A 19,531-nucleotide genomic window follows, 5' to 3' on the forward strand; every position below is an offset into this window, starting at 1 on the left:
CCATAAAATTCGACCCGATTAGAGATTGATCAATGGCGCAGTTAATCAATGACAAAGATTTAAATTTTTTGCTATTTGACGTGTTTAAAGCGCAAGACTTAACGCATTACCCACGTTTTGCTGAGCATGATGCTGAAACCTTCAAAAGCATCCTAGAAACTGCACGAGGTATTGCTCAAGACTTTTTTGCACCCCATAACGCAACAGCCGATCAAAACGAACCAACCTTTGATGGTCAACAGGTTAAAACCATTGCAGAAGTCAAAACGGCATGGAAGCAATTTGCAGATGCCGGCTTGCTTTGTGCGCAGCATGATTATGATGCAGGCGGTATGCAACTTCCGACTTTGATCAACATGGCTGCAAATGCTTATTTCATGTCAGCAAATCCTTCATCAGTGGCTTATTCATTTCTAACCGCTGCGGCTGCAAATGTGATTCAAGCTTTCGGTACGACTGAACAAAAAGATAGGTTTGTACCGCATATGTTCAGTGGTCGCTTTGCAGGAACGATGGCCATGACTGAACCTGATGTGGGTTCATCTTTAGGTGATTTGACCACAAAAGCCATGCCACAAGCCGATGGAACATACCTCATCAAAGGCCAAAAGATGTTTATTTCAGGGGGTGACCAAGACATCACTGAAAATATCGTGCATTTGGTCCTTGCTCGCATCCAAGACGCACCTCAGGGCGTAAAAGGTATATCTCTGTTTATTGTTCCGAAGTTTAAAACCCTGAGCGATGGTTCACTTGCAGGCGCCAATGACGTTCAACTGGCTGGCTTATTACATAAAATGGGCTACAGAGGTACAACATCGACAGTACTGAGCTTTGGTGAAAAAGACCAATGTACAGGCTATCTGATTGGTGAAGCAGGTGCTGGTCTTAAATATATGTTTAAGATGATGAATGAAGCACGAGTCGGTGTCGGCTTAGGTGCAGCCATGATTGGATACCGTGGCTATTTAGAGTCACTCGAATATGCCAAAAACCGTCCACAAGGTCGCTTAGTATCAGATAAAAATCCTGCCTCAAAACCTGTCAATATTATTCAACATACAGATGTTAAACGGATGCTTTTGGCACAAAAATCCTATGTGGAAGGCGCACTCGCATTATGCCTATTTGCTGCACGATTAATTGATGAACATCAAGCCGCTAACAATGAAGACAGCGCGTTGTTATTAGATTTGATTATCCCTGTCGTCAAATCATTCCCTTCCGCCTATGGACCAAAAGCCAATGATTTAGCCATTCAAGTTTTAGGTGGCGCTGGCTATACCCGCGAATATCCACTTGAACAATGCTATCGCGACAACCGCTTAAATCCGATCCATGAAGGTACATTTGGTATTCAATCTTTGGATTTGTTGGGTCGTAAGCTTTGGCAGCACAACAGCAGAGGTTTGATGCTGTTATTACAACGTATGCAAAATACGATTGATCAAGCTCAACATCCAAAAACGGAAGCGCTTGCAGCGATTTTTTCAGGGCATTTAAACACGGTGAAGAAAACCACACAAAGTTTGGGACAAGTCCTCGCACAAGGTCGTGTCGATCAGGTACTGGGTAATTCTGCCTTGTATCTAGACATGATGGGCAAAGTCATCATTTCATGGCTATGGCTTGAAATGGCTAATCAAGCTCTTGTGAAATTTGAACATTCAGATTTAGCTGAAGATCAACAATTCTTAGCCGGTAAATTACAAGCCGCGCAATATTTTATCCGCTGGGAATTACCTGAAATAGAGCACCAAGCCAAGTTATTGCTAGAACTTGATGATACTTGCCTCAACATGCAAGAAAGTTGGTTCTAGCCACTTGTTTAGCTCAGTCCTCAATGGGCTAATCTGGACAAGGTTTTCACGGATGAAAATCTTGTCCAACCCTATCTATTTCAATAAAACCGCAATAAAAAAAGGAATTTAGTTTTCGTGCCTTTTTTATAAAATTGAGTGCTATACACCGAAATTATTGGAAGACTTTAAAACGAGCTGCATCATCCATATAGCCTTTTTCTTTCGCTTCACCTTCCACTGAACCAAAAACCAATTGAGCACGAAGTTTCCAATGCGCAGGAATGTCCCATTCAGCATGCGCTTGTTCATCCACAATTGGGTTGTAATGCTGTAATGATGCGCCTAAACCTTCGGTGTGCAATGCGGTCCAAGTCGCAAATTGGGCAATGGCAGTTGAATGCTCTGCCCAAATCGGAAAGTTTTCTGCATAAGAAGGAAACTGTGCTTGTAGACCACTGACCACATCCAAATCTTCAAAGAACAGAACCGTACCCAAACCTGCTGCAAAACTTGCCATTTTAGCCGTGGTCTTCGCAGCACTTTCTTCATCTTTTGCATAAGATTTTAATTTGTCAGCGACTAAGCCCCAAAATTTTTCGCTTTCACCATTAAATAAAATAACAGCACGAGAAGATTGTGAGTTAAATGAAGACGGGCTTTGTTTAATCGCTGTTTGGATCAAATCAGTTAAATATTCTGTGCTTTGGCTTACATTGTCCCCAATAGCATAAATAGTGCGACGTTTGCTTATCAGGTCAATAAACTGATTTGACATATAAAATGGTCCTTTAGAATATAATGTGCAGATGAGTCAGAAACATTTGGAATGATAAGTATCGCGACTTTCCAAATGTTTTGAATGCTTTACTTGCTTGATGGGTCACTATGAAACAGTCACTTGTCGAAGTAAATCTGAAGTTCTGCTGTACATATAAAAAATCCTCCTAAGCGGAGGATTTTTCGACTAAAACCTTATGAAGTTTAGAATTTTGCTTCTAGCACATTCGCTGACACTTTGTTTTTCCAAAGCTCACGTAAAGTCGGTAGATAGAATTTTTCACCTAGCTCAACCAACTCTGCATCAATCAAACCATGAACTTCGTGCATGAATAGATAATCCAGTTCAACAGTTTGTAATTTTGACTGTGCTTTTTTATATTCTTTGCGCTTTTGCTGTGCTTTTTTTACCAAGTTATCTGCATAAGCACGGTCTTTATATTGGGCAATAGCATTCAAACGTAGTTCGATTACGCCCCAACCACTGAGTAGTAATTTGAATTTTTCAAAATCAGTAGTAGTAGATTCCCAGCTCATTTCTTCTAGATTTTCATTTTCAGGCAAAACTGGTAGCAAAAGCTCCATAACACTTGGGAAAATCTTTTTAAAATTCAAAACAAATTTAACAGGATGCTCGCCCGGATAGTCTTTAAATTGAACGTTCTTTTGGACATCTGTCAAATAGATGGTGAGCATTGGGGGAAATCCTTAAATAAAACACTGTCTTGCAAATATTTATTCAAACAAATGTCAAATAGCAACGAAAACAGAAAAAGAAAGGCATTTTAACAAGTGTGCCAATGAATTCAAAGCCCAATCCTATGAATTACTTGCTTCATACTCCGGCCTTGCTGCATTTTGTTCGTTCCCCTATTTTTAATAAATCGTCTGGTTTCTATACATACATTTCAAGATGAATATGAATCCAAAGAATCTGTGTTAGGCAATAACTAGTTGAAAAATAATTCAATCATATATCCAATAAAAAGAGAGGCTGAGTATGAGTCAGCCTCTCAAATTATTTTCAAACACTCTAATTGAATGATCTCAAAACTATTTATTTGGTATTGGGTGAAACCATTTGCTCAGGACGAACCACTTCATCAAATTGCTCTGCAGTGACTAAACCGAGTTCTACCGCAACTTGTTTTAAGGTTTTTCCTTCTTTATATGCAGTTTTAGCAACTTTTGCAGCATTTTCATAACCAATTACAGGATTGAGTGCCGTAACTAACATTAATGAATCATGTAAGAAATGATCGATTTTTTCACGGTTTGGCTCAATGCCTACTGCACAGTGGTCATTAAAGCTATTACATGCATCACCGAGGAGTTGAATAGATTGCAATAAGTTAAAGGCAATAACAGGCATAAACACGTTTAATTCAAAGTTACCCGATGCACCGGCAACATTAATGGTTGTGTCATTTCCAAGTACTTGAGCAACCACCATTGTCATGGCTTCACTTTGAGTTGGATTGACCTTACCTGGCATGATGCTTGAGCCTGGTTCATTTTCTGGAATACGTAGCTCACCAAAACCACAGCGTGGGCCACTGGCTAACCAGCGCACATCATTGGCGATTTTATTTAAACTTGCAGCAAGTGTTTTTAACGCCCCCGACGCGAATACAGCTGCATCACGCCCTGCTAGTGCTTCAAATTTATTTGGCGCAGTGACAAATAGCAGACCCGTTTGTTTCGCAAGTTCTGCTGCTGCTTTTACAGCATATTCAGGATGTGCATTCAGACCTGTACCGACCGCTGTACCACCTAGTGGTAATTCATACAGTCCTTCTAAAGCTTGATTTAAACGCTTCAAACCATGATCGAGCTGTGAAACATAGCCGCTAAACTCTTGGCCTAATGTTAAAGGCGTTGCGTCCTGTAAATGTGTACGGCCAATTTTAACAATATCTTTAAATTCTTTAGATTTCGCTTCTAAAGTATTACGCAGTTTCGTTACAGCAGGAATTAAAAGCTCATTGATTTGTAGACTTGCAGCCACATGAATTGCGGTTGGGAATGAATCGTTGGTCGATTGAGCACGATTGACATGATCATTGGGATGGACAGGTTTTTGTGAACCCAACGGATTACCCAGTTTTTGATTGGCAATATTGGCAATTACCTCATTACAGTTCATGTTACTTTGCGTACCTGAACCAGTTTGCCAAACTACCAGTGGAAATTGTGCATCCCACTGCCCTGAGATCACTTCTTCGGCTGCATTGACGATATAACCAGAAAGTTCCTGAGGGATTTGACCCAATGCTGCGTTAGTAATCGCTGCTGATTTTTTAACGAGACCCATTGCACGAATCATGGGACGTGGTAAACGTTCACCACCAATTTTAAAGTTTTGCAAACTACGCTGTGTTTGTGCACCCCACATCGCATCGCTAGGTACTTCAACATCGCCCATTGTGTCATGTTCAATACGTGTTTGCATAAATGACCTCATATCCTTATCTATAAAACTTGAACGTCTATGCAGAATCAAACTCTGCTGATAAATACAGTTTAGGTAACTTGCTTAGATTTGTAAATAATAACCATTATCAATTATGAGCGGTTTATTTGATAATCTTTATCGTGATTTTATAAAGAAAATCATGCACGATGATTAAATTTACCGAAAACAAGACGAGTTAATTCCCTCTTAATGTTTGTTGATAGAAACGCCATTCATCTTCTAGCATTTTCTTTAAATCTTGTTCAGGCTGCCAATCAAAAGTACTTTTCGCTTTCTGTGTACTTGCCCCAAGCTGGTCATATTCATGGCTTGGATAAAAAGTAGATTCGACAGTCTTAATCTCGGCCTTAGTTACTTCTGAAAGCGTATCTAATAGTTGCTGTATCGAAACCAACTCACCTGAAATATTAAAAGCCTCACAGGCGAATTGCTGCTGCGACAACCATTGCAAACATTGCCACACCGCCTTACAACAGTCGAGTACATGCAAGAAACTCCGTTCCACAGTACCATCTCCAGTTTTAGCTTGTTTGCGAAGTTCGATAAAATCTCGTTGTAAAGCCCCAACTTGCATCGCTAGTGGCACGATATTTTTTGGCAATGGCGCTACAAACTCACCTAAAACTGCATGCTCGAAAGCACCTGCGACGTTTCCTAAACGCAAAATCGCAATTTTCCACTCGTTATCAGTACGTGCGGTATCCCGTATAATTTCTTCCACCATTTGTTGAGATTTCACATAGGGATTTGGATAAGTAAAATTGATTTCTGTGTCTTCTGTTAAATCTGCCGAAGACTGACCATATACCGCCAAACTTGATAAATGGATCAGTGTTCGTACACCTGTTCGCTGCATGGCACGCAGCAAACTCATGATACAACTGACATTATCATTATAATATTCAAGTGGTTTAAGGACGGATTCTTCCAATGACTTAAAGCCTGCCGTATGAATGACTGCATCGACGGTATATTGTTCAAATACTTTATTGAGTGCGGGAGTATTGCGAATATCGAGTTTGACAAAAGGCACATACATGCCTGAAATAAATTCTAGTCGTTCAAGTGTTTGTAAATTTGCATTGGATAAATTATCCACAATAATGACTTCTTGACCTTGAGCCATTAAACTCAAGGCTATATGTGAACCTATAAAGCCTAAACCACCAGTCACTAAAATCATTGTTTAGATACTCCTTATAGTTATCAAGCTTTTACAACTCTTTGGCATCATCTTGGTGTCGTCACCAACTTATCTACAGATCTAAATTTTGAAACTTCGCCTCAGCATTTTTCATGAGCCGAATAATCTGCAAGAGCATTCTAGTTTTATCTTACTGCTTTAGAATTTTGACTGTGTTGCAGTTATGGATATTAACTGTATTTGATTTACGACAAATGACCTCGCTAGCGATTCATTTTGAAGACAACACAATTATTCGTGGCATTTGAGTGAACGCATTTAGAAGAAGATATTTAAAAATAATCGCACTAGAAAGCATATTTCACAGCAATAAAAAGTATTAGAAGTGATCTACTCGAATGAGCAAATAGCATTGAGCAGTCTGACTATTTTTTGAGGTATAGGACCTGGATGTGAACGCCAGATGAATCATCAGAAATATTCATCTGGCAAGATGTTGGCAATGTAACTATAACAGCAGCAAACGTTTGAAATCGCAAATATCTAAGCAACTTAATTTAGCGGATATAGCCTTTTTTGATCATGGCTGAGAATAGGAACTCGTAAACTTTTAAGATCATGCTCACCAAATAAAACCCATATTTTCGCCATAAAGACAGCCCAACAAAATTCAGCAAAACCGCAATGATCAGCGCCCCTGCCATATCCATTGGATAATGCACACCTAAATAGACTCTCGACCACGCCACAAGAAAAGCGAATGCGAGAAATACATAGCCGACAGTTTTTTGCTTTGAAAATATATAAGAAAATGCAATCGTGCTAAAAAACAGCATGTGATCACTCGGGAAGGATCCATTCGGTGAATGTTCTATAATCGTGCGTCCAACATCCAAGACAAAAGGTCTAGGATAGTAAAAGAAACTTGAAATCACTTGGCTGAAAAGAAAAGCGACAATTGTAAAAACAGTGGCTTTAACGATTTGTTTTTTGGTGTCAAAACTGCCTTTAAACCAAGCCAAAAACATCAAAAGAATCACGATATAAAATAGATCATTGGCTATAAATATGGCAAAAGAAATAGTGAAATCTAAAGCATTGTCCGATGCATTGATTGAATTAAATAAACTTAAGTTAAATTTCTCTATATTCATGAGATGGTTTAAAAAATGAAAAGATCATAGCACTCTGCAAAATCAAAAATTGCGTTTTATTCATATAAAGATTTTTCAGTATGTAACCGTAGAGTTTATTTATGAAAAAGTGATGGCTCGAGGTTGAATCCAAATTAAACCCAATGTTATACCAATCGTTCTATTTGAAGAAAAATTTGCAATGACTTCGCTGCCTAAATAAGCAAAACTGTGCAAATATTCAGATCATTGAGTAAATCATTGTATACTAGCTTTTTCTTCTGAACTCAGAACAAACTGTCGATCTAGACCGTTTATTCATTTAGTGAATTTCGATGAGTACTCTATTACTAATTACCTCCTCACCCACTTCGATACTGGCTTGGCATGCTTTGGGTCTTGCCCAAGCGCTGAAGCAAAAAGGCGAAAACTTTCGAGTTTTTTTCTATCAAGATGGTGTAAATGTGGCAAATGCCCTGCAATGGGTGCCAGATGATCAACGCAAACTCAGTAGTGAATGGCAAAAACTCGGCATTCGTTTACCTGTTTGCGTAAGTGCAGCGCTCGCACGTGGGATCACAGATCAGGAAAATGCACAGCGTCACAATATTCAGCAACATAATCTAGCTGAGCAATTTGAACTTGTGGGCTTAGGTGAACTTGCCGATGCCGTACAAACTGCAGACCGTTTATTGCAATTCTAAGTATTTTGATTGCCGCGCATTTGTAGCATTGAAAAGGAAAATTACGTGAAATCTGTACTGGTTGTTTTAACCCATGCAAATCTTGCAAGCTTACAAGTACATGAAAGTCTTTCTGCGACCATGGTGCTTGCAACCTTCGGTTGTGACGTTAAAGTGTTGCTCAAAGATGCTGCGCTGAGCCTACTTCAAGCCGAACAAGAGTTTAGTCAACTCAAGCATGCATTTAAACTCGCATCCAACATGGTTGATAGCTTTGAGTTTTATGATCTCACCCCGATTTATATTGAACAAAAAAATTCACAGCATCCATTTGTAATCAACAGTGAACAAGAACTTGAGTTTGTTCAATTCAATACTAAATTAATTCAACAATTTGATCATGTGTTGTATTGGTAAAAGAGGAATGATGATGTCAAATTCTACGCTGTATTTAGTCCAAGCCAGCTATGCCAATACCCTACAGCACATCCAGCAGTTAGCCAGTTTAATCAACCCTGAAGATGCAATCATCCTGATGGGTGAAGCAGTCTTACATATTGCAGATGAACAAATTCAGCAATTTGGCACATGTTATGTACTTGAAAATGATGCTGAAATTTTAGGTAAAAGTATGAATTATAGTCATATGAAAGTGATCGACTATGCCGCTTTTGCTGATCTATGCCTTAGATTTAAACGATGTATTTCACTCAAATAATTTGAGTAAAAGCGATCCATTTCTACAATCTTCTCTTTTGGAATGAATATGAATCTTGAATTAGACCAAGATGGCCATTTGGTGGATTACACTATTTGGAATGAAGCTGTTGCCCAAGAACTGGCTAAAAGTTTAGAACTTGAGTTAAGCCCTTGGCATTTTGAAGTTTTACAAGCTGTACGACAGTTTTATCAACAGTTTGGTCACTCACCGGCAACTCGCCCACTCATTAAATTTTTAATGAAAACCGTGAGCGCTGATATTAATAATGCAGTGTTACAAGACAAATTTAACACCGGTTTGGTCGCTCGACATTTAAGTCGTTTAGCGGGAATACCTAAACCTGCAAATTGTTTGTAATTTTAAAGTAATCTAAATACTGCTTAGGCTATTTTGGCTATATGGATGCAAATCAGCATCTTGAAGAAAGCCATAAAACAGCTTAGGCAGGTTTTAATTGGTTGAGAGCGATGTAATAGGCTTGGGTAAATATCGGTTTGACCTGTTTGGCTTGGATCGGTTCAGCACAACATGAGCACACCAAAACCGGTTTAAATTTTTGCCCACATGCCTGATGCACATATTCAACAGGTGATCCTAAGCCCTGATCCATATATTGATCAGCCCAATGGGTCATAGCTAGAAGGATTGGATACAAGTCTAAGCCTTTTTGAGTCAGTCGATATTCAAAACGTTCCTGACGCTCGACATAAGCAACTTTGGTTAAAATACCCTCTTCAACCAAACGCTTTAATCGGTCGGATAACACATGACGCGTCACACCGAGATTTTGTTGAAAGTCATCAAAACGTCGAATGCCCATAAATGCATTACGGATAATCAACATGGTCCAACGATCCCCTAGCACTGAAAGCGCACGAGCGATTGAACACGGTTGTTGACCAATATCATCCCATTTCATTTTATGAACCATCAAAAATAACGACCAACACCCAATTTAATTCATGCCTGTTGATTTTGCAAAATCCTTTTCAATAATCTTTGATATACAAATCATAAATCAACCTTCATTTCCAATCATTTATTTATCGGCTTGATCTGTGAATGAACTAAAAATGTATTTTGTCTTTATTGTCTTCAATGATTTCTAGCCATGCACGCGTTGCGGGACTCATGGCAACAGTGGTATTCCAGGCCATACTGAGTTTCCAGTCTAGGTTTGGATTTTCTAATTCAGCCATATGGTATTTTGCCGCATCAAGTTGTTCACAATAAATTTTAGGCAGGAGTGCAATCCCGACATTTGAATCTACCATTTTGGCGATAAAGTCCCACTGGCTACTTTTACACACCACATTTGGCTCAAATCCGACGTAATTTGCCGCCTGTATAATGATGTCATTGAGTGTGAAGGTATCGTCATACAATAAAAAAGATTCTTCTTTTAATTCAATCAACGAAACGGTTTTTCGCTTACGCCACTGTGAGTTTTTTTTAGATAATAAACATAAAGGTGACTCCATCACTGGAATACCACTTAACACCGGTTTCAAGTGACCCAAAATAATTCCCACATCGACCTGTTTTTTTAAAATGGCATTTTCAATACCCGTCGCCCCTACCTCAAAAAAGCTCAGTTCAATATTGGGGTATTTTTTATGAAACAGCGCAATTAACTGACTGAACAATACCGATGCCAATGGCGGTAAACCTAGAGTCAATTTACCTTGTTTTAAGGCGCGAACTTGGGTGACAGTATCAAGCATCCGTTGTTGTTCATTCAAAATCACTAAAGCATGCTGATAAATCTGCTCTCCCATATAGGTGAGCTGTGCTTCCCTTTTTCGACCTGCTTCTCCTTTATGAAATAAAGGCACGCCGATCTCATCTTCTAACTGACGAATTAATTTACTAATGGTCGGCTGAGTGACAAAAAGCGCTTCAGCTGCATGACTGAAACTCTGTTTTTGTACGATGGTCACAAAGACTTTTAGGCTTTTAATGTCCATTATTATTCCATTTAAGCATAATTAATAATTAATTATTCATAATTATACAGGGTATGCACTTTTAAAATAGCGTCATCTCCTATTCTGCTGTTGTCTCATGGATACGTTTCCACAATCTACTTCCAAATTTACCCAGTTTCTTAAGACTTTAGCGCAGCTAAGTTTATTGATATTGATCTGGTGGATCGGCTCTTGCATTCAATCATGGTTTAACTTGCCGATCTCTGCTGGCGTGATCGGTTTATTGCTCCTTTTAGCTGCATTGTTGAGTGGTTTATTTAAAATGCAATGGGTCAAACAAGGCTCAGATTTTATTTTGGCTGAACTGGTTCTATTCTTTATCCCCTGTGTAGTTGGATTAATTAAATATCAAGATTTATTACTCAGCTCTGGCTGGCAGTTAATTTTAGCCGTGGTACTGGGTACCGTCTGTGTCATGGTGTTTACAGCATTTACGGTTTATTGGGGCTTTAAACTCGAGGCAAAACTTAAAGCGAAACACCAAACTGCGACAGATCATGATGTCAACACAGCAGGAAAAACCTTATGAACGATTTTGGGTTGAACAGTATCTCAGTGTTGTTTTTCGTCCTGACCCTTGTCGGTTATATTTTGGCGAAAAAGCTACATCGTAAGTTACCGTATATGGTTCTTTCCCCTGCACTATTCGTCCCGTTTGTGCTGATTATACTCATGCTTTGCTTTCATATTTCATATGACACCTATATGCAAGAAAGCCAATGGATTGTATGGATGCTCGGCCCGGCCACTGTGGCCTTTGCTATCCCCATCTATGAATATCGACAAATTATCCGTCAGCATGCGCTGAGTATTAGTTTAGGCATCGTGATTGGCATGTTAGCTGGGATTATTAGTGCTTTTTATTTGGCACAGTTATTTCAATTTGACCAAGAAACGTCTTATAGCTTGATGGCACGTTCCATTTCTACGCCATTTGCCATGGAACTTACCTCAAATATTGGGGGCTCAGTAGAATTGGTGATTCTATTTACCATGATTACTGGGATTGCCGGCGTGGCTTTGGCTGACCTAGTTTTGGCTGGGCTTAAATTGCATTCACGCTTTGCGCAAGGTGCGGCTCTTGGCAATGCTGCACATGGATTTGGTACAAGTAAGGCGTTATCACGTCATAAAGAAGAAGGTGTTGCAGCCTGCCTGAGCATGGTACTTGCTGGAGTATTTATGGTATTACTTGGGCCATCACTTATTCATTTGGTCATTTATCTATTAGGATAAAATAAAAAGCCCAGTGCATTAGCTGGGCTTTTTTTTAAATTGTGAGTTAAGTCATTTCACTGTAAAAACTAAGCAATTATATAATGTAGTGCAATGACAAACGCTAAGAGACTCGACACTTCTGTGATTTCAATTGCTGCACCAATTGTATCTCCCGTCACACCACCTATACGCTGAATAAATTTCCATCGCAAATACAGTAAAGTACAAATAAACGCGAATATACTCACCACTCCAGTCCAGCTAAAATACAAACATGCACTTAGGCAGAGTATAAAGATCATGTATGCCGACTTTCGTGGAATAGTTGCTGCTATCGATGAGCCTAAGCCTTTTTCACGGACATATTGAGTTGTTAAAAACAAAAATAAAGGGGCTAAACGACCCAATACTGGAAATATAACTATTGCCAAATACATTTGCTGTTGTAGCAAAACATAAAGCGCCGACCATTTGAGTAAGCAAATCACGACGAGGCTCAACACACCAATCGGCCCACATGCAGGGTCTTTCATGATGTTAAGTGTACGCTCGGCATCGCCAAAGCCACCGACCCATGCATCTGCCGTATCGGCTAAACCATCTAGATGTAACCCACCTGTGAGCCAAATCCAAACTACCAGCAAAATACTGCTGAGTAAGATAATCGGCAGGCTGTGAAATGTGAAAGCAAGCAAGGCAAGAATGCCACCGATCAACAATCCCACCATAGGATAAAACAACAAAGACTGTCCATTTTGCTGTTTCGATGGCATCGCTTTAAGTTGAATCGGGAAAGTCGTGAGAAACTGTAGAGCAATCCAAAAAGGTGTCATTCTCTTTGCTCCAAAAGACGAATATTTGCACGATTTTGCACAATGAATGAATTTAATTGTCCCAATTCAGCCGTCATTTTTAATAAATCATCTAAATGACTTTGCTGTGCCATACATTTTAATAATTTAATCACGCCACCATGGGAAACCAATAAAACGCGTTGCCAATGATGCTGTTGAGCCTGCAAGACTAGCTCATCTAGACCGCTTAATATCCGATGTTGAAATTGCTGAAGACTTTCTGCATTCGGTGGCGTAAATGTGCTGGGACTTTGCCAAAACTGTGCGAGTAACTCTGGAGTGTTTTCATAGATATGCTTGGTTGATACCGCTTCCCAGTCGCCAAAATGAATTTCTTGAAACTTCGCATTTTCAAACATTGGACGTTTAAGTTGTTGAGACAAATCTAAAGCAAATAAACGGCAGCGCTGTAAGTCAGAAGTAATGATGACATCCCAGCTCGCTAAACCGTGTGTATGAATGACGTTCAATACATCATCTATGGTCTGCTGCATCTGCTGCCAACCTTTTTGCGTCAAAGCATCATCTGTAGAGCCACGTAAGGTATGGCTCAGTTCAGTCTCACCATGACGCAATATATCTAAACGGAAATGTTCCATTTAAACTTTTTCACCAATCACAGCAGCTTGTGCAAAAGTCGCCATGTTGTTATGTAAACGACATGCCAAACGAATTAAACCCAAGGCCGCACCGGCACCGCTGCCTTCACCTAAACGTAAATTCAACTTTAAGAGTGGTTCAGCTTCAAGGGCTTGAAGTAAACGCTGGTGCCCATATTCAGCCGATTGATGACCAAAAAGCATCCATTCACGTACAGCAGGATTTAAACGAACAGCGACCAAGGCAGAAACCGTACTAATAAATCCATCAACGACCATTGCCAGACCCAATTGCGCACAGCGAATGTATGCTCCAACCATTGCGGCAATTTCCAAACCACCTACAGCACATAGAGCTTTAAAGACATCTTGGCCGACATAGTCCTGATGTAAAGCTAAAGCTTGATCAATCACTTGTTTCTTATGTGCCAATTGTTCAGCACGAATACCTGTACCAACACCTGTCAGTTTTTCGGCCGGCTCATTAAATAAAAAACATGCGACAGCAGAAGCCGAACAGGTATTGCCAATGCCCATTTCCCCTGCGACATAAATAGACGCACCTGCAGCGATAGCATCTTCAACACTTTTACGGCCAAGATTCATCGCTTCAATACATTGTGATTCGGTCATCGCAACAGTTTTAGCAAAATTTGCCGTACCCGCTGCAATACAGTAGCGCTCTACCCCTGCATATTCATAGGCTTCACCCACCGAACCACAGTCAATCACTTGTAGTTTGGCTTGATACTCACGTGCAATGACACTAATACACGCACCACCTGTCGTGAAGTTTTGTAGCATTTGGCGTGTGACGGCTTGTGGGTAGGCTGAAATATTTTCTTCCATCACACCATGATCACCAGCAAAGATGGCAATCCATGGAAAATCGATATTGGGTTGATCCGTGTTTTGTAATGATGCAAGTTGCACCGCAACATTTTCAAGTTCTGAAAGCGAGCCCGTAGGTTTGGTTAGCTGTAACTGGTGATTTGACGCCTGTTGCTTAGCTTCGATACTCGGATTTTGACAGGGTTCTTGCCACCAGTTCATGCTTTATCTCCTTTTAAGATCATTGGAAAACCTGCAACACAAAACACCACATGGTCAGCTATTTGACCAATTTGTTGATGTAAGCGCCCAGATTCATCGACGAATTTTCGACTGATTTGTCCCATGGGAACAACGCCCAGTCCAGTTTCGTTACTGACTAAAATAATGTCTGACTTTAATATTGGCAGCACCGTAAGTAATTTTTGGCATTGTTGCTGTTGAAAATCTGCTTGTTCATGCAGCAATAAATTACTCATCCACAGCGTTAAACAATCGATAAGAATGGTTTGATGAGCTTGGTCTATTTCAACTAAGCGATCGGCTAAATACAAAGGCTCTTCAATCAGCCCCCAATGTTCAGGTCGGTCCGCTTGATGATGCTGAATTCGCTCCTGCATTTCCTCATCATAGGCTTGTGCTGTCGCCACATAGATGACGGCTTGAGCACTTTCTTTGGCTTTTTGTTCTGCAAGTCGGCTCTTACCTGAACGCGCCCCACCCAAAATGAAATGAATCATGACTGTGCCATCTCTATATTTTGTCTGAACTGATGTTGATAATAAGGACTCAAAGCCCCTTGTAATACTTGAGCCTGATAATGACCAAAAGTCAGTTGCTCGCTTTCAAAATCAAAGCTGTGCTGCTCAATTTGTTGGATTCTTTCAAAAATATCATCGCTATTCCACGCCTGTTTATACAAGCCCAATGTGATATGCGGACAATATTCGATCGGTGCAATTTCATTCGAACTAAAATTCAAAGCTTGACGTAGATGGTCTAACTTACGTTCTAAATCCACAATTTCAATAAACAGCGCGCTTTGAAAGCTATGGATCTGACCTGTACATAACCGAATATTAGATAGCGATAACTGTCGAAGTTGTTGTTGGTGCAGTGCCAATTCATCTGCTGAGAAATTATCATTCCATCGTTGTTCAGAATGATCGAATAATTGGGTTTTATTCAGCTCTTGAAAAAAACCACAAATAAACACGGTAATATGAAATTGGCGCGTATTCGGCGTGTATAAAAGATCTGAAAACTGCGCTCGAAGTGCTGTGAGATATGCCAATAATTCAGGATCCTGTATTTCTATATACCACAAAGCATAGTGATGACGACCTTGATGCCAATCGGGATAATCCTGATTGAGCGTAGGTACGACTTGCGTTGAAGGTTTTAGAAACACAGATAAATCACTTTAAATTCAATCTGCTTTATTAAAGCATGAATCAAAACAGACTTTGCCCAATTTTGATTTAGTAATATTCATTTAAAGCTGAAATTCATTCATCTAAAGCTTCTTTGTAAGAAAAAAATGCCGAGTCATACTCAGCATTTTGATTCAATATACATTGCGCACAGATAAGCATTATATTTTAGGCAAATTTCACAGTATCTTTTTGATCTTGCGTTACAGCATGGTTTTTCCAAGATGTGAACTGCTCTGTGGACTGATCAGAAAAATGGTGCAACTGTATCATTACATTGGCCTCAATCTGTTCAATACGTTCCAGTTGTTCAAGCTCGTTGGTCTTTTTCAGTTCTGAAAATTGCAACCGGATAAAGTTGATAGCCTGATCCATCGTACATTGATTTACACTCACGGCATACATCAAACCATAGACAATCCCTTGTTGTAGATGTGTTGTCTCCAGTCCATATTTCACATTGGTCGCCAACGAGCCCAACACTCGTTCATTAATTGCAAGTTTACGTAAAGGATCTCGTGCCACACGCGCACATGGATCTTTATACGCATGTTCACAAGAGTTTATAAAGCTTTCTGCCAGTCGTGTTAAATCAAAAGCACGATTTGGTAAGCGCAGTGCTAAACCAGCCTGCACCTCGTCAATGAGTTCATGCATAAATTGATCAACACGATGATCTGCAAGTGCCACACCTATGGTTTGATGATTGAACAGTGCAGATTGCCAAGCCAACATGGCATGTACGCCATTCCATAAGCGATTTTTGATTAGCTGAATATCTTCAATATGATCGACCAAAATCATTTGACGCATTTTTTCTAACAAAGGACTGTTATTTTCTACATAGATCGGCATGTCAGATTCTGCGTTAAATAAAATTAAATCCATGCTTTGCAATATATGACTTGGGTGGAAATTTCGGCGCATATCCTCAACATATAAAGTGGCTTGACGTTCCTGATCAGGATTTAATTTCGTCGCATCTTCTAAGTCTAATTGAGCATCCACTTCAACTTCATCTAATTGAAATTGTTTGAAGATATTATATTTTATACGGAGCTGACGATATAAGTTTTGGTCACTTAACTTAGATACCATGCGGTTGACTACGGTATCGCAAAAATAGTGTTGTTGCATGATTTTCTCTGCAACAACCGCTCCAGCAAGCTCAGTTAAAGCCTGTTTTAAATGTGACATTAATAATTGTTTTGCTCCGACTTTGTTCAAAATGATCAGCATCGTTAGAGGTTCGATGGCTTTCTCATCATGTGCAATATGTCGTGCATACAGGCCTTGTGCAATGGTTTTGGCCTCTTCTGCAATCGCTTTTTCAGGCAAACAGATGGCAACCAAACTTGACTCTGTGTACATCTCTTGCATCTGCTGAATATTTTCAGCATCAATGACTGCCATGTTTTCAATGCGTTCGTCATAAGACAATTGACCATAGCGAATACTATAGGTACCAAATGCATTGACCGCAGAGCGATATAAAGGGTTACGTGTCGAAGCATAGATTTTTTTCGGGCGAGTATAACCATCCCAATGCGACAAAATTTGTGCTAAATAACCACCACCAATCGCCCCAAAACCATGAATACCAACAGTGAGCTGATTAAGGGTTTGTGGAAAAGCCTCTTGCACAAGTGGCATCTCTAAATGCGCGGTGAACGGGTCAAGTTCCGTCAAGCAGTCATACATACATTCATAATAATATTTGGCTTTGGACAGCATGTTTTCATTGGGTGATTTAATATCTTTAAACAGTACGGTAATACCGCCAGCGTCAAAGGCTGAAGTCACACCATTTTCAGAGTCTTCAAACATCAAACAATCAGCAGGACTTAAATTCAGCTTTGCGGCAGCACGTATAAATATTTCTGGATGCGGCTTACCATTTTCAACTTCATCACCACAGACTAAGACATCAAAGAACTTATACACATTGGCATTGATGAGATATTCTTCTGCGATTGCTCGGCGACTCGATGTTGCTACAGCCATCCGTAGTCCTGACTTGCGTAAGCGTTCTAATACTTGAACCAAGCCTTTTTTGATCGGGACACCAAACTGACGAACATGCTCCAGCTCTAATTCATCTGCACGTTTGCGAATATCTGCGTATGGAATGTTTTCATCATATTCGGCTTGGGCCAATCGATGCGCGCTTTGTGCACTTAGCCCCAAACAATTCATCAGATACGATTCGGAAAACTCAACACCGGTCAATTCAAGAGATGCCTGTTTCAATGTTTGAAACCGTAAACGTTCAGTATCAAACATTGTTCCATCCATATCAAAAATGGCGCCCAGAACCAAATCATTATTAAATTTAAGCATTTAACCTCCGTTATTTTTCTATGTGAAAAGAATAACGGAGAAAACTATTGATTCAGTACTTTGAGAATTAATGAAACAATTGTGATTATTTTTCAACCAATAGGCTTGCTTTCAAAATCTATTTTGTAAGATCAATCGCTGATCAAGTAACAGCATGTAATCAAAACCCACTGTTGTCAGGATGGTCCTGTCGTCACACTGCCCTATCGAAGTATTTATACAACTCGATGCTTATTTCACTCAGTCACTCGCTTCACGGTTTGTGTTTTGGTTTGAAATAAAAAGAATACGATTAAACCAAGCATCACGAAAAATAAAAAATAATACGGAAATTCTTTGTGCCACTGGTATAAACCCGTACTAATCAGTGGCCCGACAACAAAGCTCAAAGCCTGAGTGGCTGTACACCAACTTGCCACCTTGGTCTGTAACGCACTTGGCGCTGTTTGCGCTGCACCCGTTGTAAATGCAGGGATTAAACACGCAACCGATATACCATATAACAGGTATGTGGCTTGGAAAATCCGTAATTCAGTGGTGAAAACCGAAATTAGCAATGCTGCAGCCATGCTAAACAGCCCAACCCAAAGTAAGCGATATACAGACCAATTTAAATACTTAGAAATCAGCGTTTGCATAACCACCAAAGCAATACCTACGACGAGAGAACACTCTGCAAAATGCACTGCGCCTTCTGCAGCAGTCATATTAAAACGGTCTTGAATATAAAACCCTGCCGTTAAATTCACGGTCACGATGGCAAGATAGAGACTGAATCCCAACATTAACCATGGATAGCATTGCTGAATGCTCAAAACCGTAGATGGTATCTCATCCTTAGCTGTCACTGGCTTTTCAACACTATGCTGTTCAGTATGTCGGTCAAAGCTGAACACCAAGACCACAGAAATCAACGCTAAAATAATAATTGCAGCCCACAGTGGCGTCATGATTCCACCAAAGCCCAACAGTAAGGTTGTTAGAAATGGCCCTATGATTACGCCTGCACTGTTTAATGCACCAAATTTTGACATCGCTTGTGAACGCTGTTGCTCATTACTAAATCGGGTCATCACATAAGTTTGCAAGGCAATCTGTGGCATCGCCATAAATACCCCAGTCGCTGCGCGTGACAACATCAATAAACTAAACAGCAGCAACATCCCTATCTGAACAGTAAGGCCATACATCAACACGGCTGTAAATAACCCCCATGTCACAGCCATGCCCACAAAACCGATACTCAACAGTTGATATATCGAAAACTTGGATTGATTTTTTGAAATGTAAATGGCACCGATGGCCATCAGCAGCGCACCGACGGAAACCATCGCGCCGCCTTGTAGTTCAGAAAGTTTTAACTCACGAACCAATGGCGCCAACAGCGGCAATATCATCGAGAAACTTGCACCATTGGCAAGACTGGCAGCAATAAACAGTTTGTTATTTCGATCCATTATTTTTGTTATCCATTTTTAATGGCTACGTTATAAACAATAGAGGTGACTTAAGCCACCTCTATTTTGTAAGTC

The 19,531-nt window shown here is 40.0% G+C and carries 21 protein-coding genes; 7 read left to right on the forward strand and 14 right to left on the reverse strand.

The genetic code is table 11. The annotated features are described in order from the left end of the window. Positions 1-32 precede the first annotated feature (32 nt). The gene (locus tag FTU64_RS08940) at positions 33-1,820 is read left to right on the forward strand and encodes an acyl-CoA dehydrogenase (protein WP_180059606.1); all 1,788 of its coding nucleotides are present in this window, start codon (positions 33-35) and stop codon (positions 1,818-1,820) included. Between the two features lie 154 nt (positions 1,821-1,974). Here FTU64_RS08940 and FTU64_RS08945 read toward each other — a convergent pair whose 3' ends face one another. From FTU64_RS08945 to FTU64_RS08965, 5 genes are all read right to left on the reverse strand, one after another. Then, positions 1,975-2,577 carry a nitroreductase family protein gene (locus FTU64_RS08945; RefSeq protein WP_180059607.1) on the reverse strand — a complete coding sequence of 201 codons (603 nt, stop codon included), beginning with the start codon at positions 2,575-2,577 and terminating at the stop codon, positions 1,975-1,977. A gap of 206 nt (positions 2,578-2,783) precedes the next feature. Then, positions 2,784-3,275: a hypothetical protein gene (locus FTU64_RS08950; protein ID WP_180059608.1), complete on the reverse strand. Its 492-nt coding sequence runs from the start codon at positions 3,273-3,275 to the stop codon at positions 2,784-2,786. 361 nt (positions 3,276-3,636) lie between these two features. Continuing rightward, on the reverse strand, positions 3,637-5,031 hold the full coding sequence (gene fumC, locus FTU64_RS08955; RefSeq protein ID WP_180059609.1) for a class II fumarate hydratase: 1,395 nt from the start codon (positions 5,029-5,031) through the stop codon (positions 3,637-3,639). A 199-nt stretch (positions 5,032-5,230) separates the two neighbouring features. Then, entirely contained in the window at positions 5,231-6,238 is a 1,008-nt protein-coding gene (locus tag FTU64_RS08960; protein ID WP_180059610.1) for an SDR family NAD(P)-dependent oxidoreductase, read from the reverse strand. A 518-nt stretch (positions 6,239-6,756) separates the two neighbouring features. Further along, complete coding sequence (locus FTU64_RS08965; protein ID WP_168378645.1) at positions 6,757-7,353, reverse strand: phosphatase PAP2 family protein; 597 nt, start codon at positions 7,351-7,353, stop codon at positions 6,757-6,759. A gap of 314 nt (positions 7,354-7,667) precedes the next feature. On the opposite strand from FTU64_RS08965, the gene tusD reads away from it, so the two are divergent. Genes tusD through FTU64_RS08985 form a run of 4 tightly spaced genes read left to right on the forward strand, consistent with a single transcriptional unit; the run spans position 7,668 to position 9,093 of the window. Beyond that, positions 7,668-8,036: a sulfurtransferase complex subunit TusD gene (tusD, locus tag FTU64_RS08970; RefSeq protein WP_180054849.1), complete on the forward strand. Its 369-nt coding sequence runs from the start codon at positions 7,668-7,670 to the stop codon at positions 8,034-8,036. A 45-nt stretch (positions 8,037-8,081) separates the two neighbouring features. Further along, on the forward strand, positions 8,082-8,432 hold the full coding sequence (locus FTU64_RS08975) for a hypothetical protein (RefSeq protein ID WP_180059611.1): 351 nt from the start codon (positions 8,082-8,084) through the stop codon (positions 8,430-8,432). A gap of 13 nt (positions 8,433-8,445) precedes the next feature. Continuing rightward, positions 8,446-8,733, forward strand: a complete 288-nt coding sequence (locus tag FTU64_RS08980) for a DsrH/TusB family sulfur metabolism protein (protein ID WP_078190986.1) — start codon at positions 8,446-8,448, stop codon at positions 8,731-8,733. A gap of 48 nt (positions 8,734-8,781) precedes the next feature. Beyond that, on the forward strand, positions 8,782-9,093 hold the full coding sequence (locus FTU64_RS08985) for a TusE/DsrC/DsvC family sulfur relay protein (protein ID WP_111884335.1): 312 nt from the start codon (positions 8,782-8,784) through the stop codon (positions 9,091-9,093). 82 nt (positions 9,094-9,175) lie between these two features. On the opposite strand, the gene FTU64_RS08990 is transcribed toward FTU64_RS08985, so the two are convergent. Both FTU64_RS08990 and FTU64_RS08995 read right to left on the reverse strand, forming a co-directional pair. Further along, positions 9,176-9,655: a helix-turn-helix domain-containing protein gene (locus FTU64_RS08990; protein ID WP_078191046.1), complete on the reverse strand. Its 480-nt coding sequence runs from the start codon at positions 9,653-9,655 to the stop codon at positions 9,176-9,178. A 148-nt stretch (positions 9,656-9,803) separates the two neighbouring features. After that, a complete protein-coding gene (locus FTU64_RS08995; RefSeq protein ID WP_180011413.1) occupies positions 9,804-10,703 on the reverse strand; it encodes a LysR family transcriptional regulator in 900 nt (299 codons plus the stop codon). Positions 10,704-10,800: 97 nt separating this feature from the next. Here FTU64_RS08995 and FTU64_RS09000 point away from each other — a divergent pair, with 97 nt between their 5' ends. Both FTU64_RS09000 and FTU64_RS09005 read left to right on the forward strand, forming a co-directional pair. Then, a complete protein-coding gene (locus FTU64_RS09000) occupies positions 10,801-11,253 on the forward strand; it encodes a CidA/LrgA family protein (protein ID WP_111884333.1) in 453 nt (150 codons plus the stop codon). Beyond that, complete coding sequence (locus FTU64_RS09005; protein ID WP_171262654.1) at positions 11,250-11,960, forward strand: LrgB family protein; 711 nt, start codon at positions 11,250-11,252, stop codon at positions 11,958-11,960. Before FTU64_RS09000 ends, FTU64_RS09005 begins: the two co-directional genes overlap by 4 nt. Before the next feature lie 68 nt (positions 11,961-12,028). Here the strand turns inward: FTU64_RS09005 and FTU64_RS09010 are convergent, their stop codons facing one another. The 7 genes from FTU64_RS09010 to FTU64_RS09040 all read right to left on the reverse strand — a co-directional run bounded on the left by FTU64_RS09010 (position 12,029) and on the right by FTU64_RS09040 (position 19,456). Continuing rightward, a complete protein-coding gene (locus FTU64_RS09010) occupies positions 12,029-12,775 on the reverse strand; it encodes an adenosylcobinamide-GDP ribazoletransferase (RefSeq protein WP_180059612.1) in 747 nt (248 codons plus the stop codon). After that, entirely contained in the window at positions 12,772-13,395 is a 624-nt protein-coding gene (locus FTU64_RS09015; RefSeq protein ID WP_180059613.1) for a histidine phosphatase family protein, read from the reverse strand. Before FTU64_RS09015 ends, FTU64_RS09010 begins: the two co-directional genes overlap by 4 nt. Next, positions 13,396-14,448, reverse strand: coding sequence for a nicotinate-nucleotide--dimethylbenzimidazole phosphoribosyltransferase (gene cobT / locus FTU64_RS09020; protein ID WP_180059614.1), 1,053 nt, complete (start codon positions 14,446-14,448; stop codon positions 13,396-13,398). It abuts the gene before it with no gap. Beyond that, complete coding sequence (gene cobU, locus FTU64_RS09025; protein ID WP_180003751.1) at positions 14,445-14,966, reverse strand: bifunctional adenosylcobinamide kinase/adenosylcobinamide-phosphate guanylyltransferase; 522 nt, start codon at positions 14,964-14,966, stop codon at positions 14,445-14,447. The genes cobT and cobU overlap by 4 nt, the downstream gene beginning before the upstream one ends. Continuing rightward, a complete protein-coding gene (locus tag FTU64_RS09030; protein WP_180026280.1) occupies positions 14,963-15,637 on the reverse strand; it encodes a 2'-5' RNA ligase family protein in 675 nt (224 codons plus the stop codon). The genes cobU and FTU64_RS09030 overlap by 4 nt, the downstream gene beginning before the upstream one ends. Before the next feature lie 190 nt (positions 15,638-15,827). Beyond that, the gene (mtlD, locus tag FTU64_RS09035; RefSeq protein ID WP_180059615.1) at positions 15,828-17,999 is read right to left on the reverse strand and encodes a bifunctional mannitol-1-phosphate dehydrogenase/phosphatase; all 2,172 of its coding nucleotides are present in this window, start codon (positions 17,997-17,999) and stop codon (positions 15,828-15,830) included. 236 nt (positions 18,000-18,235) lie between these two features. Beyond that, positions 18,236-19,456 carry an MFS transporter gene (locus tag FTU64_RS09040; RefSeq protein WP_180059616.1) on the reverse strand — a complete coding sequence of 407 codons (1,221 nt, stop codon included), beginning with the start codon at positions 19,454-19,456 and terminating at the stop codon, positions 18,236-18,238. Positions 19,457-19,531: the final 75 nt, after the last annotated feature.

Source organism: Acinetobacter sp. YH12128 (assembly GCF_013418655.1).
In the GTDB taxonomy this organism is placed as follows: Bacteria; Pseudomonadota; Gammaproteobacteria; order Pseudomonadales; family Moraxellaceae; genus Acinetobacter; species Acinetobacter amyesii.

Coding starts and splice junctions, on each gene's coding strand:
- FTU64_RS08965 (WP_168378645.1), bottom strand. CDS start 7,353: ATGAATATAGAGAAATTTAACTTAAGTTTATTTAATTCAATCAATGCA.
- FTU64_RS09005 (WP_171262654.1), top strand. CDS start 11,250: ATGAACGATTTTGGGTTGAACAGTATCTCAGTGTTGTTTTTCGTCCTG.
- FTU64_RS08940 (WP_180059606.1), top strand. CDS start 33: ATGGCGCAGTTAATCAATGACAAAGATTTAAATTTTTTGCTATTTGAC.
- FTU64_RS08985 (WP_111884335.1), top strand. CDS start 8,782: ATGAATCTTGAATTAGACCAAGATGGCCATTTGGTGGATTACACTATT.
- cobU (WP_180003751.1), bottom strand. CDS start 14,966: ATGATTCATTTCATTTTGGGTGGGGCGCGTTCAGGTAAGAGCCGACTT.
- FTU64_RS08995 (WP_180011413.1), bottom strand. CDS start 10,703: ATGGACATTAAAAGCCTAAAAGTCTTTGTGACCATCGTACAAAAACAG.
- FTU64_RS08980 (WP_078190986.1), top strand. CDS start 8,446: ATGTCAAATTCTACGCTGTATTTAGTCCAAGCCAGCTATGCCAATACC.
- tusD (WP_180054849.1), top strand. CDS start 7,668: ATGAGTACTCTATTACTAATTACCTCCTCACCCACTTCGATACTGGCT.
- FTU64_RS09010 (WP_180059612.1), bottom strand. CDS start 12,775: ATGACACCTTTTTGGATTGCTCTACAGTTTCTCACGACTTTCCCGATT.
- FTU64_RS08945 (WP_180059607.1), bottom strand. CDS start 2,577: ATGTCAAATCAGTTTATTGACCTGATAAGCAAACGTCGCACTATTTAT.
- FTU64_RS08950 (WP_180059608.1), bottom strand. CDS start 3,275: ATGCTCACCATCTATTTGACAGATGTCCAAAAGAACGTTCAATTTAAA.
- fumC (WP_180059609.1), bottom strand. CDS start 5,031: ATGCAAACACGTATTGAACATGACACAATGGGCGATGTTGAAGTACCT.
- mtlD (WP_180059615.1), bottom strand. CDS start 17,999: ATGCTTAAATTTAATAATGATTTGGTTCTGGGCGCCATTTTTGATATG.
- FTU64_RS09015 (WP_180059613.1), bottom strand. CDS start 13,395: ATGGAACATTTCCGTTTAGATATATTGCGTCATGGTGAGACTGAACTG.
- FTU64_RS09000 (WP_111884333.1), top strand. CDS start 10,801: ATGGATACGTTTCCACAATCTACTTCCAAATTTACCCAGTTTCTTAAG.
- FTU64_RS09040 (WP_180059616.1), bottom strand. CDS start 19,456: ATGGATCGAAATAACAAACTGTTTATTGCTGCCAGTCTTGCCAATGGT.
- cobT (WP_180059614.1), bottom strand. CDS start 14,448: ATGAACTGGTGGCAAGAACCCTGTCAAAATCCGAGTATCGAAGCTAAG.
- FTU64_RS08990 (WP_078191046.1), bottom strand. CDS start 9,655: ATGAAATGGGATGATATTGGTCAACAACCGTGTTCAATCGCTCGTGCG.
- FTU64_RS08960 (WP_180059610.1), bottom strand. CDS start 6,238: ATGATTTTAGTGACTGGTGGTTTAGGCTTTATAGGTTCACATATAGCC.